The organism is Streptomyces sp. NPDC038280 (assembly GCF_055600045.1).
The window spans coordinates 122558-141877 of sequence record NZ_JBVJYZ010000003.1; the positions used below are offsets into that span (position 1 = coordinate 122558).

Annotated in this window: 23 protein-coding genes and 1 riboswitch; of the genes, 10 read left to right on the forward strand and 13 right to left on the reverse strand. The window is 70.3% G+C overall.

The genetic code is table 11. The features are described from left to right. Nucleotides 1-21: 21 nt before the first annotated feature. The 5 genes from ACZ7J0_RS08885 to ACZ7J0_RS08905 all read right to left on the reverse strand — a co-directional run bounded on the left by ACZ7J0_RS08885 (nucleotide 22) and on the right by ACZ7J0_RS08905 (nucleotide 3192). Nucleotides 22-426, reverse strand: coding sequence for a type II toxin-antitoxin system PemK/MazF family toxin (locus tag ACZ7J0_RS08885; RefSeq protein WP_470885377.1), 405 nt, complete (start codon nucleotides 424-426; stop codon nucleotides 22-24). 126 nt (nucleotides 427-552) lie between these two features. Further along, on the reverse strand, nucleotides 553-1140 hold the full coding sequence (locus ACZ7J0_RS08890) for a pyridoxamine 5'-phosphate oxidase family protein (RefSeq protein ID WP_470885379.1): 588 nt from the start codon (nucleotides 1138-1140) through the stop codon (nucleotides 553-555). Nucleotides 1141-1274: 134 nt separating this feature from the next. Beyond that, nucleotides 1275-1751: a C40 family peptidase gene (locus ACZ7J0_RS08895; RefSeq protein ID WP_470885381.1), complete on the reverse strand. Its 477-nt coding sequence runs from the start codon at nucleotides 1749-1751 to the stop codon at nucleotides 1275-1277. Between the two features lie 3 nt (nucleotides 1752-1754). Beyond that, nucleotides 1755-1886: riboswitch (cyclic di-AMP (ydaO/yuaA leader) on the reverse strand. Nucleotides 1887-2255: 369 nt separating this feature from the next. Then, nucleotides 2256-2561, reverse strand: a complete 306-nt coding sequence (locus ACZ7J0_RS08900) for a hypothetical protein (RefSeq protein WP_470885383.1) — start codon at nucleotides 2559-2561, stop codon at nucleotides 2256-2258. A 7-nt stretch (nucleotides 2562-2568) separates the two neighbouring features. Continuing rightward, on the reverse strand, nucleotides 2569-3192 hold the full coding sequence (locus ACZ7J0_RS08905; RefSeq protein WP_470885385.1) for an ATP-dependent Clp protease proteolytic subunit: 624 nt from the start codon (nucleotides 3190-3192) through the stop codon (nucleotides 2569-2571). Nucleotides 3193-3247: 55 nt separating this feature from the next. Between ACZ7J0_RS08905 and ACZ7J0_RS08910 the strand changes: the two genes are divergently transcribed. From ACZ7J0_RS08910 to ACZ7J0_RS08945, 8 genes are all read left to right on the forward strand, one after another. After that, complete coding sequence (locus ACZ7J0_RS08910; protein WP_470885387.1) at nucleotides 3248-3526, forward strand: type II toxin-antitoxin system Phd/YefM family antitoxin; 279 nt, start codon at nucleotides 3248-3250, stop codon at nucleotides 3524-3526. A 182-nt stretch (nucleotides 3527-3708) separates the two neighbouring features. Next, entirely contained in the window at nucleotides 3709-4011 is a 303-nt protein-coding gene (locus ACZ7J0_RS08915; RefSeq protein ID WP_470885389.1) for an urease subunit gamma, read from the forward strand. 13 nt (nucleotides 4012-4024) lie between these two features. Beyond that, nucleotides 4025-4336, forward strand: coding sequence for an urease subunit beta (locus ACZ7J0_RS08920; RefSeq protein ID WP_470885391.1), 312 nt, complete (start codon nucleotides 4025-4027; stop codon nucleotides 4334-4336). Then, nucleotides 4329-6050 carry an urease subunit alpha gene (locus tag ACZ7J0_RS08925; protein WP_470885393.1) on the forward strand — a complete coding sequence of 574 codons (1722 nt, stop codon included), beginning with the start codon at nucleotides 4329-4331 and terminating at the stop codon, nucleotides 6048-6050. The genes ACZ7J0_RS08920 and ACZ7J0_RS08925 overlap by 8 nt, the downstream gene beginning before the upstream one ends. A 2-nt stretch (nucleotides 6051-6052) precedes the next feature. Then, nucleotides 6053-6781: an urease accessory protein UreF gene (locus ACZ7J0_RS08930; protein ID WP_470885395.1), complete on the forward strand. Its 729-nt coding sequence runs from the start codon at nucleotides 6053-6055 to the stop codon at nucleotides 6779-6781. 28 nt (nucleotides 6782-6809) lie between these two features. Further along, nucleotides 6810-7487 (forward strand): urease accessory protein UreG, encoded by a 678-nt coding sequence (ureG, locus tag ACZ7J0_RS08935; RefSeq protein WP_470885396.1) that lies wholly within the window; start codon nucleotides 6810-6812, stop codon nucleotides 7485-7487. Beyond that, entirely contained in the window at nucleotides 7484-8230 is a 747-nt protein-coding gene (locus ACZ7J0_RS08940; protein WP_470885397.1) for an urease accessory protein UreD, read from the forward strand. The genes ureG and ACZ7J0_RS08940 overlap by 4 nt, the downstream gene beginning before the upstream one ends. Nucleotides 8231-8369: 139 nt before the next feature. Then, nucleotides 8370-9944, forward strand: coding sequence for an alpha/beta hydrolase (locus ACZ7J0_RS08945; RefSeq protein ID WP_470885398.1), 1575 nt, complete (start codon nucleotides 8370-8372; stop codon nucleotides 9942-9944). A gap of 53 nt (nucleotides 9945-9997) precedes the next feature. Here ACZ7J0_RS08945 and ACZ7J0_RS08950 read toward each other — a convergent pair whose 3' ends face one another. From ACZ7J0_RS08950 to ACZ7J0_RS08980, 7 genes are all read right to left on the reverse strand, one after another. Further along, nucleotides 9998-10717, reverse strand: coding sequence for a lysophospholipid acyltransferase family protein (locus ACZ7J0_RS08950; RefSeq protein ID WP_470885400.1), 720 nt, complete (start codon nucleotides 10715-10717; stop codon nucleotides 9998-10000). Between the two features lie 90 nt (nucleotides 10718-10807). Further along, nucleotides 10808-11734 (reverse strand): class A beta-lactamase, encoded by a 927-nt coding sequence (gene bla, locus ACZ7J0_RS08955; protein WP_470885402.1) that lies wholly within the window; start codon nucleotides 11732-11734, stop codon nucleotides 10808-10810. Between the two features lie 85 nt (nucleotides 11735-11819). Then, on the reverse strand, nucleotides 11820-11990 hold the full coding sequence (locus ACZ7J0_RS08960) for a hypothetical protein (RefSeq protein ID WP_470885403.1): 171 nt from the start codon (nucleotides 11988-11990) through the stop codon (nucleotides 11820-11822). Nucleotides 11991-12093: 103 nt separating this feature from the next. Beyond that, on the reverse strand, nucleotides 12094-13044 hold the full coding sequence (locus tag ACZ7J0_RS08965; RefSeq protein ID WP_470885405.1) for a cytochrome c oxidase assembly protein: 951 nt from the start codon (nucleotides 13042-13044) through the stop codon (nucleotides 12094-12096). A gap of 106 nt (nucleotides 13045-13150) precedes the next feature. After that, nucleotides 13151-14176 carry a 6-phosphofructokinase gene (locus ACZ7J0_RS08970; RefSeq protein WP_470885407.1) on the reverse strand — a complete coding sequence of 342 codons (1026 nt, stop codon included), beginning with the start codon at nucleotides 14174-14176 and terminating at the stop codon, nucleotides 13151-13153. 156 nt (nucleotides 14177-14332) lie between these two features. Then, the gene (locus ACZ7J0_RS08975; protein ID WP_468707575.1) at nucleotides 14333-15061 is read right to left on the reverse strand and encodes a type 1 glutamine amidotransferase; all 729 of its coding nucleotides are present in this window, start codon (nucleotides 15059-15061) and stop codon (nucleotides 14333-14335) included. A gap of 19 nt (nucleotides 15062-15080) precedes the next feature. Next, complete coding sequence (locus ACZ7J0_RS08980; RefSeq protein WP_469119709.1) at nucleotides 15081-16328, reverse strand: MurT ligase domain-containing protein; 1248 nt, start codon at nucleotides 16326-16328, stop codon at nucleotides 15081-15083. A gap of 116 nt (nucleotides 16329-16444) precedes the next feature. On the opposite strand from ACZ7J0_RS08980, the gene def reads away from it, so the two are divergent. After that, on the forward strand, nucleotides 16445-16996 hold the full coding sequence (def, locus tag ACZ7J0_RS08985) for a peptide deformylase (RefSeq protein ID WP_470885410.1): 552 nt from the start codon (nucleotides 16445-16447) through the stop codon (nucleotides 16994-16996). Nucleotides 16997-17203: 207 nt separating this feature from the next. On the opposite strand, the gene ACZ7J0_RS08990 is transcribed toward def, so the two are convergent. Then, nucleotides 17204-17848, reverse strand: coding sequence for a TetR/AcrR family transcriptional regulator (locus ACZ7J0_RS08990; RefSeq protein ID WP_468707578.1), 645 nt, complete (start codon nucleotides 17846-17848; stop codon nucleotides 17204-17206). Between the two features lie 152 nt (nucleotides 17849-18000). Between ACZ7J0_RS08990 and ACZ7J0_RS08995 the strand changes: the two genes are divergently transcribed. After that, nucleotides 18001-19227: an acyl-CoA dehydrogenase family protein gene (locus tag ACZ7J0_RS08995; RefSeq protein WP_470885412.1), complete on the forward strand. Its 1227-nt coding sequence runs from the start codon at nucleotides 18001-18003 to the stop codon at nucleotides 19225-19227. The last annotated feature ends 93 nt before the right edge of the window (nucleotides 19228-19320 follow it).

Below are 19320 nucleotides of genomic sequence, written 5' to 3' on the forward strand. Positions count from 1 at the left end.
GGGCGTCGGCTCATTCTCCGTCTACCCGAGTTCACCGCGACGGAGGGCGTCCCTTATCTCGCTGAGCTTCGCGGTTGTTGCCGGGGTCCGCTCCTGTGCTCGTTCAGCGAGTCGGAGGGCATCGTCGATCTCGCTGAGCTTATTGGAGGACAGGACGGCCGCCCGCTCTATCAGGTCGTCCCGGGACACGGTGGTCAGCCACGTGCACGGGGTGAAGCCTGGACGCGGGAACGCGAGCCGCAGCACGCCTTCGAGCGGCAGCCCTTCACCGGCGCCGACCGTCACTTCGATGCCCAGACCGCTGATGTCGAGGCCCGCCGGAGCGACGACCTGCATCACCTGGAACCCGGACGCGTCGTCTCCTGACAGCAGTACGACCAACCTCCGCTCGTCGAACTGGACCCACCAGACTTCGCCACGTTGCACAAGCCCTCCGATACACAGGACGGCAGGCAGACGCTGCGCGACCTCACGCGGTGTGGAGACGGGTGCGGCCACCGTTGATCATCGGTGTGCTTTGACCCTGTCCACCGACTTCGGAGGGGCCGTTGCTCAGAAGTTACTGGGCGGCAGCGGAAGAGGCAGCCCGGGCAGGCCGTCGATGCTCTGTGCGATGTGGTCCTTCTTGGCGAAGTACGCGCTCAGCGAGGCGTCGTCCTCGCGCGAGAAACGCTTGCCGTGCAGGTCGCGATCCTCGTCGTACGACATGAAGGGCACTCCGTATCCGCAGGAGTCACGGACGAGTTCGGCCGTCACCACGATGATCGCGCGCAGCCCGTGCAGGGCCGGGTCGATGCCCGGGAAGTGTGCGAGCAGTTCCTTGAAGCGCGGGTCGTCACGGAAGACGGGCTCGCCCCGGCCGTGCACCCGAACGATGTTGGGCGGCCCCTGGAAGGCGCACCACATCACCGTGATCCGGCCGTTCTCCCGCAGGTGCGCGATGGTCTCGGCAGTGCTGCCGGCGAAGTCGAGATAGGCGATCCGCTCCTCGTCGAGCACCGCGAAGGAGCCCTTGAGGCCCTTGGGGGAGAGGTTGACCGTGCCGTCGCCGACCAATGGGGCGGTCGCGGTGAAGAAGATCGGCTGCTGCTCTATGAAGGTGCGCAGCCGGCCGTCGATGCGTGCGTAAGTCTTTCCCATGCCTAAGGATTATGTAAGGAAACTCTTCGCCTGTCTAACGAATCGCCCGGCCCGGTCACCACCCTGGTGTATCCGTTCACCAACAGGGCGTGCTGGGCCCGGTGTTGGGCCCTGCCCTCGGGGGTGAGGCGGGGTCAGCGCACCCGGCCGTACCAGACGCTCGAGGTCCAGATCGGGTCCAGCTTCACCCATGACCCGGTCTTCGGTGAGTGCCAGATCTTTCCGTGACCGGCGTAGATGCCCACGTGGTAGACGCTCCGGCCGTAGTGGAAGAAGACCAGGTCACCCTTGCGCCGGTTCGAGGCGGGAATGTGCTGGGTCCGGTTGTACTGCTGCTGCGCGGTGCGGGGGAGCGCCTTGCCGACCCTCTTGTACGAGTAGAGCGTCAGCCCCGAGCAGTCGAAGCGCCACGGCCCCGCCGCGCCGTACTGGTACGGGGCCCCCTTCTTGGACACGGCGACGTGCAGCGCCTGAGCGGCGTGCGCGGACGCGGCCCGCGCTTCGGGCGCGGCGCCCGGGGCGAACAGCGTGCCGCCGACGGCGGCGAGCGTAAGGGCCGAGACTGCTCCGGCCCGGGACAACAGGAACGGGACATGAATCTGCGCAGTCATGCGCAACCCTTCGTCAGCCGCCTGTGAAGGATGACCTGTCGGGTTCGGACTGGCGAAGTTGCCCGGCCGCTGACGCGGCTTCACCCCGAGGAGCGGCCCCACTGCCGGCCGTCCCGTACTGCGCGGGTCCTCCACTCCTGCCGATCCACTCCTGTCGACCAGACATCCGGAGCGGCGGCAGGACTCGGCGTCCGCCCGGACCGCCCCGCCGCGGTGGCGGGGGCTTGTCGTCGTCACGGATCTTGACCCATGGATGTCCGATTTCCGAGTTGAAACGGCGATATGTGAGTCTCGTCACTACTGATCCATTCAGGTGGACGACGTCACTTGCCCGTAACCTCCCGTGGATTCGATGAGCGTCGTACCAGCGGCGAAGGCGAGCCGTTCGGCCAGATGTGTACTCGCGGTGCGCAACTCGCCCCGCACGCCGATCGGTCGCCCGGCTACGCCGAACGGACGAGGGATTACGGTCCCGTACGGCCCTCGACATACACACCGGGTCTGTCAACTGGCGGACGTCCTGGGTACGGTGACCCGCCCGGCGCGACGCTCCCCGTCCAGCACTCGCAGGGCGCGCGCCAGCGTGTCCGCGTGCACGTCGGTCTCACCGCGCGCGTGCATCACCACGAGCGCGTCGCGCAGCGCCGTCGCGCGCCCCACCAGCGCCTGAGCCGCCCGCAGTGCGCCGTAGGTGTGCTCGGTGCGGGCCGGATTGATGCGGCCGAGCAGATCGACCACCGCGAGATAGCTGTCGATGAACTCGCCCTCGGCGCGGGTCAGGGCGGGCAGTGGCGGCAGCTCGGGAACCATCGCCGCCTCACCCGGTCCCGGTGCCGCCGGCCACCCGGCGGCTCTCGATCACATGGTCCACCAGGCCGTACGCCTTGGCCTGCGCGGCGTCGAACACCGAGAGCCGGTCCAGGTCCGCGTCGATCCGCTCGCGGCTCTGCCCGGTGTGGCGCTCGAGCATCCCGGACATCCGCTCGCGCAGCCGTGCCAACTCCCGTGCCTGGATCTCGAGGTCGCTGGGCTGCCCCCGCAACGGCTCGTCCATCGCGGGCTGCTGAACGACCACCCGCGCCCCCGGCAGTGCGAGCCGCTTGCCGGGAGCCCCGGCGGCGAGCAGGAGGGCGGCGGTCGAGGCGGCCTGTCCGAGACAGGTCGTCTGCACGTCGCAGGTGATGACCTGCATGGTGTCGTAGATCGCGGTCATGGCGGTGATCGACCCGCCGGGCGAGTTGATGTACAGCGCGATGTCCCGGTCCGGGTCCGCGTACTCCAGATGCAGGAGCTGCGCGATCACATCATTGGCCGACGTCTCGTCGATGGGCGTACCGAGAAAGACGATCCGCTCCTGGAGGAGCTTGGAGTACGGGTCCAGCGTGCGGGTTCCCAGGCTCGTGCGTTCGGTGAACTCGGGGAGGACATGGCGCTGCTCCATGGCATACCTCTCTGTAAAAAATGTACAGGACGTACAGACCGTTAGAATGGGGAGCATGGCCTACGAGATTCCGGTGACGCAAGCCCGCGCTGAGCTCGCCGATCTGATCAACCGCGTCGTGTACGGCGGCGAGCGCGTCGTGGTGACCCGTCACGGCAAGCCCCTTGTCGCCCTTGTCTCCGCCGCTGACCTGGAGCGACTCGAAGGGGAGGCGGACCAGCCGCAGGACGACGTCATCAGTTCGGTGTCCACCGTCCGCGACGTGGCATCCGCTCCGGGCGAACAGGGACGGTTCGGCATCGCCGCGAGGCACCGGGGCGCCGGCCCGGTCTGATCGCGCCGAGTGGCTGATATCCACGGGTTCGCAAAGAGCCAGTTAACGCGCCGGAAAAACTTCCGCCCTAACGTGCAATGTCTGTCCTGAGACGCATCGCCGCAGTTCAACGAAGTGTTGAAGATCGATATGGTCCGGCTGCGTCCAGGTGAGCGCCTGGGGAACAAGTGTGAGGTGGAAGCGTGCAACTGACCCCGCATGAGCAGGAGCGCCTGCTCATCCATGTGGCGGCCGACGTGGCGGAGAAGCGCAGGGCGCGCGGGGTGAAGCTCAATCACCCCGAGGCCGTCGCCCTGATCACCTCGCACGTACTGGAGGGAGCCAGGGACGGTCGTACGGTCGCCGAGCTCATGGCGACCGGGCGCAAGGTCCTCACCCGCGACGAGGTCATGCCGGGAATCCCCGAGATGATCCACGACGTCCAGGTCGAGGCGACCTTCCCCGACGGCACCAAGCTCGTCACCGTCCACGACCCGATCGTCTGACGGGGGAACGCCGATGATCCCCGGGGAGATCCTTCACGCGGACGGGCCCGTGCCGCTCAACGAAGGCCGCGACGTCACCCGCCTCACCGTCCTCAACGCCGCCGACCGGCCCGTGCAGGTCGGCTCCCACTACCACTTCGCCGAGGCCAATCCGGGCCTCACCTTCGACCGCGCGGCCGCCCACGGCCTGCGGCTGAACATCGCCGCGGGCACCGCCGTGCGCTTCGAGCCGGGCGTCCCCGTCGACATCGAACTCGTACCGATCGCCGGCCTGCGGACAGTGCCGGGCCTGCGCGGAGAGACCGGAGGCCCTCTCGATGGCTGAGTTGCATCGCGCCGTGTACGCGGACCTGTTCGGTCCCACGACCGGTGACCGGATCCGGCTCGCCGACACCGATCTGCTCGTCGAGATCGAGGAGGACCGCTCCGGTGGCCCCGGCCGCGCCGGGGACGAGGCGGTCTTCGGTGGCGGCAAGGTGATCCGCGAATCGATGGGCCAGGCGCGGACCACCCGGGCCGAAGGCGCACCCGACACCGTTGTCACCGGCGCCGTGATCATCGATCACTGGGGCGTGGTGAAGGCGGACGTCGGCATCCGCGACGGACGGGTCACCGCCATCGGCAAGGCCGGCAATCCCGACACCATGGACGGCGTCCATCCGGATCTCGTCATCGGCCCCGAGACCGAGATCATCGTCGGCAACGGCCGAATCCTCACCGCGGGCGGCATCGACACCCACATCCACTTCATCTCGCCGACCATCATCGACGAGGCGCTCGCCTCCGGGATCACCACCCTCGTCGGCGGCGGTACCGGACCCGCCGAAGGCACCAAGGCCACCACCATCACCCCGGGTTCCTGGCACCTCGCCCGGATGTTCGCGGCGCTGGAGGCGTCCCCCGTCAACATCGGACTGCTCGGCAAGGGCAACACGATGTCCCGCGACGCGATGTACGCCCAGCTGCGCGGTGGCGCGCTCGGGTTCAAGATCCACGAGGACTGGGGAGCGACCCCGGCCGTCATCGACGCCTGCCTGCGCGTCTGCGACGAGACGGGCGCGCAGCTCGCCATCCACACCGACACGCTGAACGAGGCGGGCTTCGTCGGCGACACCCTGGCCGCCATCGCCGGACGCACCATCCACGCGTACCACACCGAGGGCGCCGGAGGCGGGCACGCGCCCGACATCATCACCGTGGTCTCCGAGCCGCACGTGCTGCCGAGCTCCACCAACCCCACCCGCCCGCACACCGTCAACACCATCGAGGAACACCTCGACATGCTGATGGTCTGTCACCACCTCAACCCGTCGGTCCCCGAGGACCTCGCCTTCGCCGAGTCCCGGATCCGGCCGTCCACCATCGCGGCGGAGGACATCCTCCACGACCTCGGCGCGATCTCGATCATCTCCTCGGACTCTCAGGCGATGGGCCGGATCGGCGAGGTCGTCATGCGCACCTGGCAGACCGCGCACGTCATGAAGAAGCGCCGTGGCGCCCTGCCCGGCGACGGTCGCGCGGACAACCACCGGGCCCGTCGCTATGTCGCCAAGTACACGATCAATCCGGCGGTGGCGCAGGGCCTGGACCATGAGATCGGCTCGGTCGAGGCCGGGAAGCTCGCGGACCTGGTGCTCTGGGAGCCGGCGTTCTTCGGCGTCAAGCCGCTGCTCGTCCTCAAGGGCGGCCAGATCGCCTACGCGCAGATGGGCGACGCCAACGCGTCCATCCCCACTCCCCAGCCCGTGCTGCCCCGGCCGATGTTCGGCGCGCTCGGCAAGGCGCCCGCCGGGAACTCGTTCAACTTCGTCTCGCAGGCGGCGATCGAGGACGATCTTCCCGAGCGCCTCGGTCTGGACAAGAAGTTCGTGGCGATCAAGAACACCCGGCGCGTCACCAAGGCCGACATGCGGGAGAACGACGCCCTGCCACGCGTCGAGGTCGAGGCCGACACCTTCACGGTGACCATCGACGGCGAACGGGTCGAACCGGCTCCCGCCGCCGAACTTCCCATGGCCCAGCGGTACTTCCTCTTCTGACCATGACCGCCATCGATACGGACACCTCAGCGCTCACCGCTCCCGGCACCGGCCCGGCCGCCGGCGGGAGCGCCCGGGCCGCCCTGCTCGTCCTCGCCGACGGGCGCTTCCCCGCCGGCGGCCACGCCCACTCGGGCGGCGCCGAAGCGGCCGTCAAGGCGGGCCGCATCAAGGACGCCAAGGACCTCGCGGCGTTCTGCCGGGGGCGGCTGCACACGACCGGGCTCACCTCGGCCGCCCTCGCCGCGGCCGCCGCGCTCGGCCACGACCCGGTGGAACTGGACGCCGCCGCCGACGCCCGCACACCCTCGCCCGCGCTGCGCCAGGTCGCCCGGCGACTCGGACGGCAGCTGATGCGTGCCGCCCGCGCGACCTGGCCGAGCCCCGAACTCGACGCGGTCGCGAGCCGGTTCCCGCGCGGCACCCACCAGCCGATCGTCCTCGGGCTCGCCGCCCGCGCCGCCTGGCTCGGCCCCGAGGACGCCGCGCACTGCGTCGCGTACGAGACCGTCGGCGGCCCCGCCACCGCCGCCGTCCGGCTGCTCAGCCTCGACCCCTTCGAAGCCACCGCCGTGCTCGCCCGGCTCGCCCCCGACATGGACCGGGTCGCCGAGCAGGCCGCTGCCGCGGCCCGCCGGGGCATCGACCACCTGCCGGCCGCCTCGGCGCCGCTCCTCGACATCACGGCGGAGCAGCACGCGGCCTGGCCGGTCCGCCTCTTCGCCTCCTAGCGACTCGTAGCACCACCAAGGAGCCCCCATGCACCTCGATCACACCCACGACGGCCCGGCCGCCATCAGCGCCGACGCCACCCGCCCCGACGGCACCCGGCGCGCGCTGCGCATCGGTCTCGGGGGTCCCGTCGGCTCCGGAAAGACCGCGACCGTCGCCGCGCTCTGCCGGACCCTGCGCGACCAGCTCTCCCTCGCGGTCGTCACCAACGACATCTACACCCGCGAGGACGCCGAGTTCCTGCTGCGCAACGCCGTGCTGCCGCCCGAGCGCATCCAGGCCGTCGAGACCGGTGCCTGCCCGCACACCGCCATCCGCGACGACATCTCCGCCAACCTCGAAGCCGTCGAGGACCTCGAGGAGGCGGTCGGCCCGCTCGACCTGATCCTCGTCGAGTCCGGCGGCGACAACCTGACCGCGACCTTCTCCAAGGGACTCGTCGACGCGCAGATCTTCGTCATCGACGTGGCCGGCGGCGACGACATCCCCCGCAAGGGCGGCCCCGGCGTCACCACCGCCGACCTCCTCGTCGTCAACAAGACCGACCTCGCCCCCCACGTGGGCTCGGACCTCGACCGCATGGCCCGTGACGCCAAGGAGCAGCGCGGCGACCTGCCTGTCGTCTTCACCTCCCTCACCGGCCCCGAGGGCGTAGGCCCCGTCGCCGCCTGGGTCCGCGCCCAGCTCGGCGCCTGGGCCGCATGAGCCTCTCGGCCACCGCCAGGATCGCCGCCGCCCGCGACGGATCCCTGCCGGTGCTGGAGAGCGACGGGCCGCTCGCCCTGCGCCGCACCCGTCACACCGGGGCGGGCGTCCGCTCACGGGTCACCGTCGTCGGCGCGATGAGCGCCCCCCTCGGTGGCGACCGGCTGACGCTCGAAGCCGAGGTGCGCGACGGCGCGCGCCTCGCCGTCGACTCGGCGGCGGCCACCGTCGCCCTGCCCGGCCGCACCCCCGAAGCCGCCCACTACGACGTCCGGTTGACCGTGGGCGAGGGCGCCGAGCTGCGCTGGCTGCCGGAACAGCTCATCTCCGCCCACGGCTCCGAGCTGAGGATGCGCACCACCGTCGACCTCGCCCCCACCGCCCGGCTGGTGCTGCGCGAGGAGCAGATCCTGGGCCGGTACGGCGAGGAGCCCGGCGCTCTCACCACCCGTCTCACCGTCCGCCGGGGCGGACGCCTCCTGCTCGACCAGGAACTGTCGTACGGACAGCGGGCACCCAACGGCTGGGACGGCGGCGCCGTGCTCGGGGGCCACCGGGCCGTCGGCCAACTCCTCCTGGTGGACCCGGCCTACGAGCACCGGCCGGCCGAACCGAAGCTGCTCGGCGACACCGCCGTCCTCACCCCGCTCGCCGGTCCGGCCGTCCTGGTGACGGCCGTGGCGCCCGACGCGCGGCTGCTCCGCCGGGAGTTGGACCGGGCCCTGGACGAGCTCGGCGGCTGAACGCCGAAGGCGTCTCCGCTCAACGGAGCGTGCCGACCGGTTATCGGTTCGGTAAAGAAACACCTGCACGCTCTGTTCCCGGGAGCCCTGCAGACGAAAGGATCCCCCTCGACTCGACACGACAGCAGGGGGAACCTACGTGAGACGTACAGCAGTGCTCGGCTCGGCCGGAGTTCTGGCCGGTGCCCTCGTGGCCGGCGCGATCGCGGCGCCGGCGGCGGGCGCGGACACCGGGGAACGGAGCTGGTCCGAGGCGCGCGGCGTCCAGGTCGCGGCGGAGCGCGCGGCCAAGAATGGTATCGACTGGGCGGATTGTCCCGCGGACTGGGGCTTCGCCAAGCCCATTCAGTGCGGCTGGGTGAACGTCCCGCTCGATTACGCACGTCCGAACGGCAAGCAGATCAAGATAGCCGTCGACCGGATCGGCAACACCGGTACCCAGGCCGAGCGCCAGGGTGCCCTGATCTACAACCCCGGCGGCCCCGGCGGCTCGGGCATGCGCTTCCCCACCCGCGTCACCAACAAGAGCGCCCTGTGGGTCAACACGGCCAAGGCGTACGACTTCGTGGGCTTCGACCCGCGCGGCGTCGGCCACTCGACCCCCATCTCCTGCGTCGACCCCCAGGAGTTCGTGAAGGCCCCGAAGGCCGACCCGGTCCCCGACAGCGAGGCCGACAAGCTCGCCCAGCGCAAGCTCGCCGCGGAGTACGCGGACGGCTGCGCCGAGCGCAGCGGCTGGATGCTGCCGCACATGACCACGCCGAACACCGCGCGCGACCTGGACGTCATCCGCGCCGCCCTCGGTGAGAAGAAGCTCAACTTCCTGGGCGTCTCCTACGGCACCTACCTCGGCGCGGTCTACGCGACGCTCTTCCCGCGCCATGTGCGCCGGATGATCGTCGACAGCGTGGTCAACCCCTCGCGGGAGAAGATCTGGTACCAGGCCAACCTCGACCAGGACGTCGCCTTCCAGACGCGCTGGAACGACTGGAAGACCTGGGTCGCCCAGAACGACGCGACCTTCCACATCGGGGACACCCCCGAGAAGGTCGAGGAGCAGTGGCTGAAGCTGCGCGCCACCGCCAAGAAGGACCCCATCGGCGGGGTGGTCGGCCCGGCCGAGCTCATCGGCTTCTTCCAGGGCGCGCCGTACTACGACTCCTCCTGGGTGCCCGTCGCCCAGACCTGGAGCAAGTACCTCGCCGGTGACACCCAGGCCCTCGTGGACGCGGCGGGCCCGGATCTGTCCGACACCGCGGGCAACATCCGCGCGGAGAACGGCAACGCCGTCTACACGGCCGTCGAGTGCGCGGACGCCAAGTGGCCGACCAGCTGGAAGAAGTGGGACCGGGACAACACCCGCCTCCACGAGGACCACCCGTTCATGACGTGGGCGAACGCCTGGATGAACCTTCCTTGCGCCACCTGGTCGTCCAAGCAGCACACGCCCATCGAGGTGAAGTCGGGCAAGGGCCTGCCGCCGGTGCTCATCGTGCAGTCCACCCGTGACGCCGCGACCCCGTTCGACGGCGCGGTCGAGCTGCACAAGCGCCTCAAGGGCTCGCGACTCATCGTCGAGAAGGACGCCGGTTCGCACGGTGTGACCGGCCTGGTCAACCCGTGCGTCAACCAGCGTGTGGACGGCTACCTGCTCAGCGGCGCGGTGGACACGGCCGACGTGACCTGCGCACCGCACGCCACTCCCAAGCCGTAGGGCTCGGGGTACAGAGGGAGGGGCGGCCGGCACACCGGCCGCCCCTTCCGCCGTCAGCGCCGCCGCCCGGGGAACTTCCTCGGCTCCTTGCCGTCGCCGGACTCGGCGGCCTTCACCTTCGCCGCGTACTCGTCGACGTACTCCTGCCCGGACAGCGCCAGGATCTCGTACATGATCTCGTCGGTCACCGCGCGGACGACCGCCTTCTCGCCCTCCATCCCCGCGAACCGGGAGAAGTCCAGCGGTTCCCCGAAGCGGATCGTGACCCGCTTGACCTTCGGCAGGACCCTTCCGGGCGGCTGGATCTCGAACGTCCCCACCATCGCGCAGGGAACGACCGGCACCCCGGCGGTGAGCGCCATCACCGCGACGCCCACCTTGCCCTTGTAGAGCCGCCCGTCGTGCGAGCGCGTGCCCTCCGGGTAGATGCCGAGGAGTTCCCCCTTGGCCAGCACCCCGAGGCCCTCGCGGATCGCCGCCTGACCGGCCTCCTTGCCGGACCGGTCCACCGGGATCTGCCCGGCGCTGCGGAAGAAGGCGGCCGTCAGCCGGCCCTTGACGCCGGGTCCGGTGAAGTACTCCTGCTTGGCGAGAAAGGTGATGCGCCGCTTGAGCACCACCGGCATCAGGAAGTGGTCCGAGAAGGACAGATGGTTGCCCGCGACGATCGCCGCGCCCTCCTCGGGGATGTGCTCAAGGCCTTCGATCCTCGGCCGGAACAGCAGCCGCAGCAGGGGACCCAGGATCACGTACTTGAGCAGCTGGTAGAACACGCGAGGTCTCCCTGCACTCGGCCGGATCGGTCAGGCAGTGTACGGGCGGGGTTATCCGCCCATCACACTCCCTTGCACCTGCCTGTTCCCTCAGGAGGCCCTGCCCAGCCCTCGCACGAGCAGCGAAGCGGTCGCGGCGACGGCGGCGTTGTCGGCCTTCGCGTCGGCGGCCCTCCCGTTGGTGAAGATCGCCAGGATCACCGGAGCGCCGCCCGGCGGCCGGGCGACGGCGATGTCGTTGGCCGCGCCGTACGAGTCGCTGGTGCCGGTCTTGTCGCCGACCGTCCAGTCCTTCGGCAGACCGGCCCGGATCCGCGCGTCACCGGTGACGGTGGCCCGCATCCAGGCGTTCAGCCGGTCCCGGTCGGCCGGGACGAGCGCGGTCCCCACCGCGAGCTTGCGGAGGTCGCCGCCCGCGGCGGCCGGCGTGGTCGTGTCGCGGGTCTCGCCCGGCTTCCAGATGTTCAGGTCCGTCTCCCAGCGGTCGAGCCTGGAGACGGGGTCACCGAGGGACCGGTAGTAGCGGGTCAGCCCCTCCGGGCCGCCCAACTGCCTCAGGACCAGATTGCCGGCCGTGTTGTCGCTCCGGGTGATGGTCGCGTGGCACAGCTCCGCCGCGGTCATCCCCTCGGCGCCGTGCCCCTGGGTCAGGGGAGAATTGGCCACCTCCTCCCGGGCGCTCCAGTGGAGCGTCCGCTCCAGCAGTCCCGGGTCGGAGACGCGCGCCTTGTGCAGAAGGGCGGCGCACGCCATCGCCTTGAAGGTGGAGAGCGAGGGGAACGACTCGCCGGCCCGGTAGGAGACGGTGCGTCCGGTGCCCGTGTCGATGGCGTACGCGCCGATGCGCAGCCGGTGGGTCTCCTCCAGACGCCGTAAGTCCGGCTGCACCGAGGACGCCGGCGAGGGGCTCGGGGGCAGGGACGACGTGGCCGACGGGGATTGTGTGCCACAAGCGGTGCCGGTGAGCAGGACCGAGGCCGCCAGCACGGCGGTGAGAAGGCGCTTCTTGATGACCATGGGCTCAGCACATCACCACCGGAGCGCCCCTGTCCAAGAGCCCTCTGGGCCGGAAAAGCGAGGGCGATATGGCTATCGCCACAGGTCAGAGCCGATGCTCGCTGCTGTTGGTGGCCGCTACGCCGATGGTCAGCAGCGCGAGTACCACCAGGCCGAACCAGAGCCAGCCATTGCTGCCGAGCGCCACCGTGTACGCGGTCGTCATCACCAGGACACCGACGGTGAGCACTCCCATGGTCCTTGTGGAACTGGACATCACTGCCCTCCTCCCGGCCGGGCCGCGCGGCCGTCGAGGTCATGGTGACCCCTGAGGAGGCCCGGGCGCCACTGTCCGGGCGTACCCACTGCTCAGCGGGGGCTCAGCGACCCCGCGTCTGCAGCGAGGCGAGGTAGGCGTTGTACGCCTCCAGCTCCTTGTCGCCATCCCGGTCCGCCGCCCGGTCGGCGCGCTTGGCGATCCGCTGCTCGGAGCGGTACCACTGGTAGACCAGGGCGACCAGGACCAGGACCGAGGGGATCTCACTGAACGCCCAGGCGATGCCGCCCGCCGCGTTCTGGTCGGAGAGCGCGTCTATGCCGAGTGACGCCGGAGGGTTCTCGTACGCCTTGATCATCGGCTCGGACGCCATCATGAGCGCGATCCCGAAGAAGGCGTGGAAGGGCATCCCGGCGAACAGCTCCAGCATCCGCATCACGTAACCGGGGCGGTGCGGCCCCGGGTCCACGCCCATGATCGGCCAGAAGAAGACCAGGCCCACGGCGAGGAAGTGCACCATCATCGTGATGTGACCGACCTTCGACCCCATCAGGTAGTCGAAGAGCGGGGTGAAGTAGAAGCCGTACAGGCTCGCGATGAACAGCGGGATCGTGAACGCCGGATGCGTGATGACCCGCATGTAGCGGCTGTGCAGCAGCGCCAGCAGCCACTCGCGGGGGCCCTTGCTGCCCCGGGCCGCGACCGGAAGCGCCCGCAGCGCCAGCGTCACCGGCGCGCCGAGGAGCAGCAGGATCGGCGAGAGCATCGAGACGATCATGTGCTGCACCATGTGCACGCTGAACATGACCATGCCGTAGTCGTTCAGCTTGGTGCACATCACCAGCGCGACGCTCAGCACGCCGATCGTGAAGAAGACGATCCTCCCGGCCGGCCACGCGTCGCCGCGCCGGCGCAGCCGGACGACCCCCCACCCGTACAGGGCCAGCCCCACCAGACACCCGATGAGGAAGAACGGGTCCGCCGAGAACTCCAGTCCCCGCCCCAGCGTGAACGGCGGCAGATCCATGGTCATGCCGTGCCCGCTGTGATCCATCTGTCTACTCCTGGAGCGTCCCGATTCGCGCTTGTTGTCCGCACCAGACTAGAACCGCCCCCGGCCGCGACTGCGACCGGGGGCGGTTCCTCACGTGCTCAACGGATCAGAGGACGCACTCGGCCTCGGCGTAACGCTCGGCCGGAACGGTCTTCAGCGTCTCCACGGCCTCGGCGAGCGGGACCATCGTGATGTCCGTACCGCGCAGCGCGGTCATCATGCCGAACTCTCCGCGGTGCGCCGCCTCCACCGCGTGCCAGCCGAAGCGGGTCGCGAGGACACGGTCGTACGCGGTCGGCGTCCCGCCGCGCTGGACATGGCCGAGGATGACCGCGCGGGCCTCCTTGCCGAGCCGCTGCTCCAGCTCACCGGCGAGCTGCTGGGCCACGCCCGCGAAGCGCTCGTGACCGTAGATGTCCTTCACGCCCTCGTCGAAGGGCATCGAGCCCTCGCGCGGCTTGGCTCCCTCCGCGACCACGACGATCGCGAACTTCTTGCCCGCCTCGAACCGCTCGCCGACCCGCGCGGTCAGCTCGTCGATGTCGAAGGGACGCTCCGGCACGACGATGGCGTGTGCACCGGCGGCCATGCCCGAGTGCAGCGCGATCCAGCCCGTGTGCCGGCCCATGACCTCGACGATCAGCACCCGCTGGTGGGACTCGGCGGTGGTCTTCAGCCGGTCCAGGGCCTCCGTGGCGACACCGACGGCCGTGTCGAAACCGAAGGTGACATCGGTCGAGGCGATGTCGTTGTCGATGGTCTTCGGCACACCGACGATCGGCAGGCCCGCCTCGGAGAGCAGATTGGCGGCCTTGAGGGTGCCCTCCCCGCCGATCGGGATGATCGCGTCGAGCCCCAGCTCGGCGACGTGGCCCTTGGCCCGCTCGACGCCGTCACGCAGATGCGCAGGCTGGACGCGGGAGGAACCGAGGATCGTGCCGCCGCGGGCGAGAATGCCGCCCACCGCGTCGAGGTCGAGCTTGCGGTAGTCGCACTCCAGGAGGCCCTTCCAGCCGTCGTGGAAGCCGATGACCTCGTCCCCGTGGTCGACGACGGCGCGGTGCACGACGGAACGGATGACGGCGTTCAGACCGGGGCAGTCGCCGCCGGAGGTGAGCACACCAATGCGCATAGCCCGAAATACCTTTGCAACGTGGGCCGACTCCCGGACCACGTCGTCCGGTTGGATCCCCGCCACCCTACCGGCGCAAGATGGCGGGGCCGAACCGAATGTCCGACTGCTGGACGACCTTCGTAGGAACGAACAGGCCGCCCGGCGTGCGGTGCGTCAGGCGGGCTGCGTCGCGGCCGCGATCCGCTCGCCGCGCAGCGCCTCGTACCACCGGTCGTCGGTCGGCGGCAGCGCGTTCACATCGAGGGCCAGCTTCAGCAGCATGTCCGCGATCTGTGGATTGCGGGCCATGACCGGGCCGTGCATGTACGTACCGAAGACGGTGTCGTTGTACGCGCCCTCGGTGCCGTCTCCCGTGCCGTTGCCCTTGCCGAACAGGGTCCGGGCGAACGGACGGGCGGTCGGGCCGAGGTGGGTGATGCCCTGGTGGTTCTCGAAACCGGTGAGCTGCGGCAGGCCGAGGCGCGGGTCGATGTCCGCCAGTACGTCGCCGACGCACCGCTCCCCCTCACCGCGGGTGGAGACCACATCGATCAGACCGAGGCCGGGCTCGCGCTCGCCGAGGTCGTTGATGAACTCGTGCCCGAGGATCTGGTAGCCGGCGCAGACCGAGAAGATGATCGCGCCGTTCTCCGCCGCGCGGGTCAGTCCGCCGTCGCGGCGCAGCCGCTCGGCCGCCAGCCGCTGCGGCCGGTCCTCGCCGCCGCCGATCAGATAGATGTCACCGGACGTCGGCACCGGCTGGTCGCTGCGGACGTCGACGCGCTGGACGTCCAGGCGGCGCTGCCGGGCCCGGCGCTCGACGACGAGGGCGTTGCCCTGGTCTCCGTACGTGCTGAGCAGGTCGGGGTAGACCCAGACCAGGCGCAGGCTGCTCTCACTCATGCTGCAAGTCCTCTTCGGGTCAGTTGCCGACGCGGCGGCGGACGTCCTGGAAGGCGGTGTAGTTGGCGATCAGCTCGATCCGCCCGGGAGGGGCGCTGCGCACCGCCTCGTCGACCGAGTCGACGACCTGGAAGTCCAGGCCCGCGACCTCCAGGCGCACGGCCAGGTCCAGCTTGCGGTCGCCGATCACGAAGATCGGGTGTCCGGCCAGCCGGGTGTAGTCGACGTCCCACAGCCAGGAGGTGTCCGTGCCGTCGGCGCCGCGCGCGTTGACCGAGAGGATCACCGGCGTCGGCGGCGGGTCGATCAGCGAGAACGTCTCGAGCCAGCCCGCGGGGTTCTTCGCGAGCAGGAGACGGAGCTCACGGCCCTGGAACTGCACGACGTCATAGCGGCCGGCGACCGCCTGCACCTGGTACATGCGCTCGAGCGCGACCTGCGGGGGTACCCCGAAGACCGCGGCGACGGCGGCGGACGTGGCGGCGTTGGCCTTGTTGGCACGGCCGGGCAGCTGGAGCTGGATCGGCCAGGCCGAACCGTGCGGGTCCAGGACGTGGTCGCCGCTCAGCACCCAGCTGGGGGAGGGGCGGCGGAAGCCGCACTCGCCGCAGAACCAGTCGTCGCCCGGGCGCTGCATCACACCGCCGCAGGAGGGGCACGACCAGGCGTCGTCCTTCCACTCCTGGCCGGCGGCCACCCACACGACGTTCGCGGACGAGGAAGCGGCCCAGACGATCAGTGGGTCGTCGGCGTTGGCGATGACCACGGCCTTCGTACCCGACAGACCCTCCCGCCACTTCTCGGCGAGCATCCGCGTCTCGGCGGCGCGGTCGAGCTGGTCGCGGGAGAGGTTGAGCAGCGCGATCGCCTTCGGCGTCACGTCGCGCGCGACTCCGGCGAGGTACTTCTCGTCCACCTCGATCACGCCGAACTTGGCGTCCGAGCCGCCGGCGAGCGCCGAGGTGATGCCCGCGGGCATGTTGGCGCCGAGCGCGTTGGACACGACCGGGCCGCTGGCCCGGAGCGCCTCGGCGATCAGCCGGGTGGTGGTGGTCTTGCCGTTGGTCGCCGACACCAGGACGACGTCCAGGTGATTGGCCAGCCGCCCCAGCAGGTCGGGGTCGAGCTTGAGCGCGACCCGGCCGCCGATCACTGATCCGCTGCCGCGTCCCGCGGCGCGCGACACCGCCGCTGCGGCCTTGCCCGCCGTCACGGCCAGCTTGGCGCGCGGCGACAGCGGCCCTGAATTGCCAGGGAGTCCTGCCATCGTCCTCGTTCCTCCTTGCGTCGGTCCGGGCTCAGCCTATCGAGATCCGGCCAGGGGCCCGAACCGCGGCACCACCCGGAAAGCTCCTGGTCACGGCGGAACGTACGCTTGACGCCATGCGAAACCGTCCGATCCCCGGCAGTTCCGGCGCCGTTCGAGCGATGAGACTGCTCGGCGACCCGGCGCTGCACGCCCCCTGTGAGACCGTCACCGACTTCGGTCCGTCCCTGGCCACGCTCGTCGAGGACATGTTCGCGACGATGTACGCGGCCAACGGAGTGGGCCTCGCGGCCAATCAGGTGGGCGTGGACCGGCGGGTCTTCGTCTACGACTGTCCCGACGACGAGGACGTGCGGCACCTCGGGCACATCGTCAATCCGCGTCTGGTGGAGGCGGACGGAGGGATGTACAGGGGCGCCGAGGGCTGTCTGTCGCTCCCGGGCATAGAGGCGGGCACACCCCGCTTCGACCGGGCCGTTGTGGAAGGCGTCACATCGGACGGCTCCCCGGTCCGGGTCGAGGGGACGGGTTTCTTCGCCCGCTGTCTGCAGCACGAGTGCGACCACCTGGAGGGAACCGTCTACACGGACCGCCTCACGGGCTGGCGCCGCTGGAAGGCGCTGCGGGCGGCTCGCAAGGCACCGTGGGGGCGGCGCGCGCAGGGTTGAAGCGGGGGTGGTGCCACGGGAGAAGCGGGGGCGGTGCGCGCGGGGGAAGCGGGGCCGGGCCGCGCCCGGTCATGAGTCCCCGTGCCTGCCGGCCGGAACCCCGGCCCGGTAAGGGAGCTCCTGCGTGCCGACTGGAATTCGGCCGGTATGGGAGCTACTGCGTGCCGACTGACAACCCTGGCGGGCATGAGAGCTCCTGCGTGCCGGCTAGAACCCCGGCCCGTCCGTGCGGTCGCCCGCCTCGGCCAGGCGGCCCCAGAGCAGGTCGGCGAGTCCACGCACCAACTCGCCGCGCGAGCAGGGGCGTTCGCCGAGCCACCAGTCGCCCGCCGCGTGCATCATGCCGACGATCCCGTGGCCCCAGACCCGGGCCAGCGCCTCGCTGCCCGGCCCGAGGTCGACGCGCTCGGCGATGACCACGCCCAGCTCCTCGCCCATCCGGCGCAGCAGCGGCGCCGAGTGGCGGCCGACGTCGAAGCCCTGCTCGGCCTGGTGCGACTCCTCCGCGGGGTGCATCAGGAAGCGGTACACCTGCGGCCGTGCCTCGATCGCGGCGAGATACGTCTCGAGCGTCGCCTCGACGCGCGCGCGGCGTTCCGCGGGGGCGTCGAGCGCGGCGCGCAGGGCGGAGAGCAGCGCGTCGGTGTGGCGCTGGGCGAGGGCGCGGTAGAGGCCGCCCTTGTCGCCGAAGTGCCGGTAGAGGATCGGCTTGGTGATGCCGGCCTCCGCCGCGATGGCGTTCATGGAGGCCTTGGGGCCGTCGCGGAGCACCACGCGGTCGGCCGCCTCGAGCAGTTCCCGGCGCCGCTCATGGGCCGATTTCTGCTGGTCGGTCCGGTGTGTGGTCTCCATAGCGTGTCTCCCCGCCCGTGCGATTCCGTAAGGCCCGGGCAACGTAACACCCCTCGCCTCGCCGGTGCGGAGGGGCGGGTGGCGGTTGACAGCGGCTACTTGCCGGTAACAGACTTCGGTTACCGCAAGTAACGCACGTGCTGGAGGGGAACATGGCCGAGTTCACGCTCGATCTCAACGACGACCAGAAGCAGGTCCGTGACTGGCTGCACGGCTTCGCCAAGGACGTCATGCGCCCGGCCGCGTCCGAGTGGGACGAGCGTGAGGAGACCCCCTGGCCGATCATCCAGGAGGCCGCCAAGGTCGGCATCTACTCCCTCGACTTCTACGCCCAGCAGTTCTTCGACCCGACCGGTCTCGGCATACCGATGGCGATGGAGGAGCTCTTCTGGGGAGACGCGGGCATCGGCCTGTCCATCGTCGGTACGGGCCTCGCGGCCGTGGGCGTCCTCGCCAACGGCACCGAGGAACAGATCGGCACCTGGATCCCTCAGATGTACGGCGACGTCGACGACGTCAAGGTCGCCGCCTTCTGCTCCTCCGAGCCGGACGCCGGCTCCGACGTGGCCTCGATGCGCACCCGCGCCGTCTACGACGAGGCCAAGGACGAATGGATCCTCAACGGCACCAAGACCTGGGCGACCAACGGCGGTATCGCCAATGTCCATGTCGTCGTCGCGATCGTCGACCCCGAGCTCGGCTCCAAGGGCCACGCCTCCTTCATCGTGCCGCCGAACACCCCCGGCCTCTCTCAGGGGCAGAAGTTCAAGAAGCACGGCATCCGTGCCTCGCACACCGCCGAGGTCGTCCTCGAGGACGTCCGCGTTCCCGGCTCCTGCCTGCTCGGCGGCAAGGAGAAGCTCGACGAGCGCCTCGCCAGGGCCCGCGAGAAGGCGAAGAAGGACGGCGAGCGGGTCAAGAACGCCGCCATGGCCACCTTCGAGGCCTCCCGCCCGGCCGTCGGCGCCATGGCCGTCGGCACCGCCCGCGCCGCGTACGAGGTCGCCCTCGACTACGCCAGGACCCGTGTCCAGTTCGGCCGCCCGATCATCGACAACCAGGGCATCGCCTTCCAGCTCGCCGACATGCGCACCCGGATCGACGCGGCCCGACTGCTGGTCTGGCGCGCCTCCTGGATGGCCACCACCGGCAAGCCGTTCACCTCCGCCGAGGGCTCGATGTCCAAGCTGTACGCGAGCGAGGTCGCCAAGTCGGTGACGGCGCAGGCGGTCCAGATCCTCGGCGGCAACGGCTTCACCCGGGAGTACCCGGTGGAGCGGATGCACCGCGACGCCGCGATCTACACCATCTTCGAAGGCACCAGCGAGATCCAGCGCCTGGTGATCGCCCGCACCCTGTCGGGGATGCCGATCCGCTGACCCGCTTCACCGAACCGGTGCTCATGGGCCTCGCCCTGCCGGCGATCCGCGGCCGCGTCAAGCGGTGACGGGGGAGGCGAGGCCCATGCCGCA

Coding starts and splice junctions, on each gene's coding strand:
- ACZ7J0_RS08925 (WP_470885393.1), top strand. CDS start 4,329: ATGGCTGAGTTGCATCGCGCCGTGTACGCGGACCTGTTCGGTCCCACG.
- ACZ7J0_RS08990 (WP_468707578.1), bottom strand. CDS start 17,848: ATGGAGACCACACACCGGACCGACCAGCAGAAATCGGCCCATGAGCGG.
- ACZ7J0_RS08995 (WP_470885412.1), top strand. CDS start 18,001: ATGGCCGAGTTCACGCTCGATCTCAACGACGACCAGAAGCAGGTCCGT.
- ACZ7J0_RS08965 (WP_470885405.1), bottom strand. CDS start 13,044: ATGGATCACAGCGGGCACGGCATGACCATGGATCTGCCGCCGTTCACG.
- ACZ7J0_RS08895 (WP_470885381.1), bottom strand. CDS start 1,751: ATGACTGCGCAGATTCATGTCCCGTTCCTGTTGTCCCGGGCCGGAGCA.
- ACZ7J0_RS08910 (WP_470885387.1), top strand. CDS start 3,248: ATGGCCTACGAGATTCCGGTGACGCAAGCCCGCGCTGAGCTCGCCGAT.
- ACZ7J0_RS08890 (WP_470885379.1), bottom strand. CDS start 1,140: ATGGGAAAGACTTACGCACGCATCGACGGCCGGCTGCGCACCTTCATA.
- ACZ7J0_RS08930 (WP_470885395.1), top strand. CDS start 6,053: ATGACCGCCATCGATACGGACACCTCAGCGCTCACCGCTCCCGGCACC.
- bla (WP_470885402.1), bottom strand. CDS start 11,734: ATGGTCATCAAGAAGCGCCTTCTCACCGCCGTGCTGGCGGCCTCGGTC.
- def (WP_470885410.1), top strand. CDS start 16,445: ATGCGAAACCGTCCGATCCCCGGCAGTTCCGGCGCCGTTCGAGCGATG.
- ACZ7J0_RS08940 (WP_470885397.1), top strand. CDS start 7,484: ATGAGCCTCTCGGCCACCGCCAGGATCGCCGCCGCCCGCGACGGATCC.
- ACZ7J0_RS08920 (WP_470885391.1), top strand. CDS start 4,025: ATGATCCCCGGGGAGATCCTTCACGCGGACGGGCCCGTGCCGCTCAAC.
- ACZ7J0_RS08900 (WP_470885383.1), bottom strand. CDS start 2,561: ATGGTTCCCGAGCTGCCGCCACTGCCCGCCCTGACCCGCGCCGAGGGC.
- ACZ7J0_RS08970 (WP_470885407.1), bottom strand. CDS start 14,176: ATGCGCATTGGTGTGCTCACCTCCGGCGGCGACTGCCCCGGTCTGAAC.
- ACZ7J0_RS08905 (WP_470885385.1), bottom strand. CDS start 3,192: ATGGAGCAGCGCCATGTCCTCCCCGAGTTCACCGAACGCACGAGCCTG.
- ACZ7J0_RS08960 (WP_470885403.1), bottom strand. CDS start 11,990: ATGTCCAGTTCCACAAGGACCATGGGAGTGCTCACCGTCGGTGTCCTG.
- ureG (WP_470885396.1), top strand. CDS start 6,810: ATGCACCTCGATCACACCCACGACGGCCCGGCCGCCATCAGCGCCGAC.
- ACZ7J0_RS08980 (WP_469119709.1), bottom strand. CDS start 16,328: ATGGCAGGACTCCCTGGCAATTCAGGGCCGCTGTCGCCGCGCGCCAAG.
- ACZ7J0_RS08975 (WP_468707575.1), bottom strand. CDS start 15,061: ATGAGTGAGAGCAGCCTGCGCCTGGTCTGGGTCTACCCCGACCTGCTC.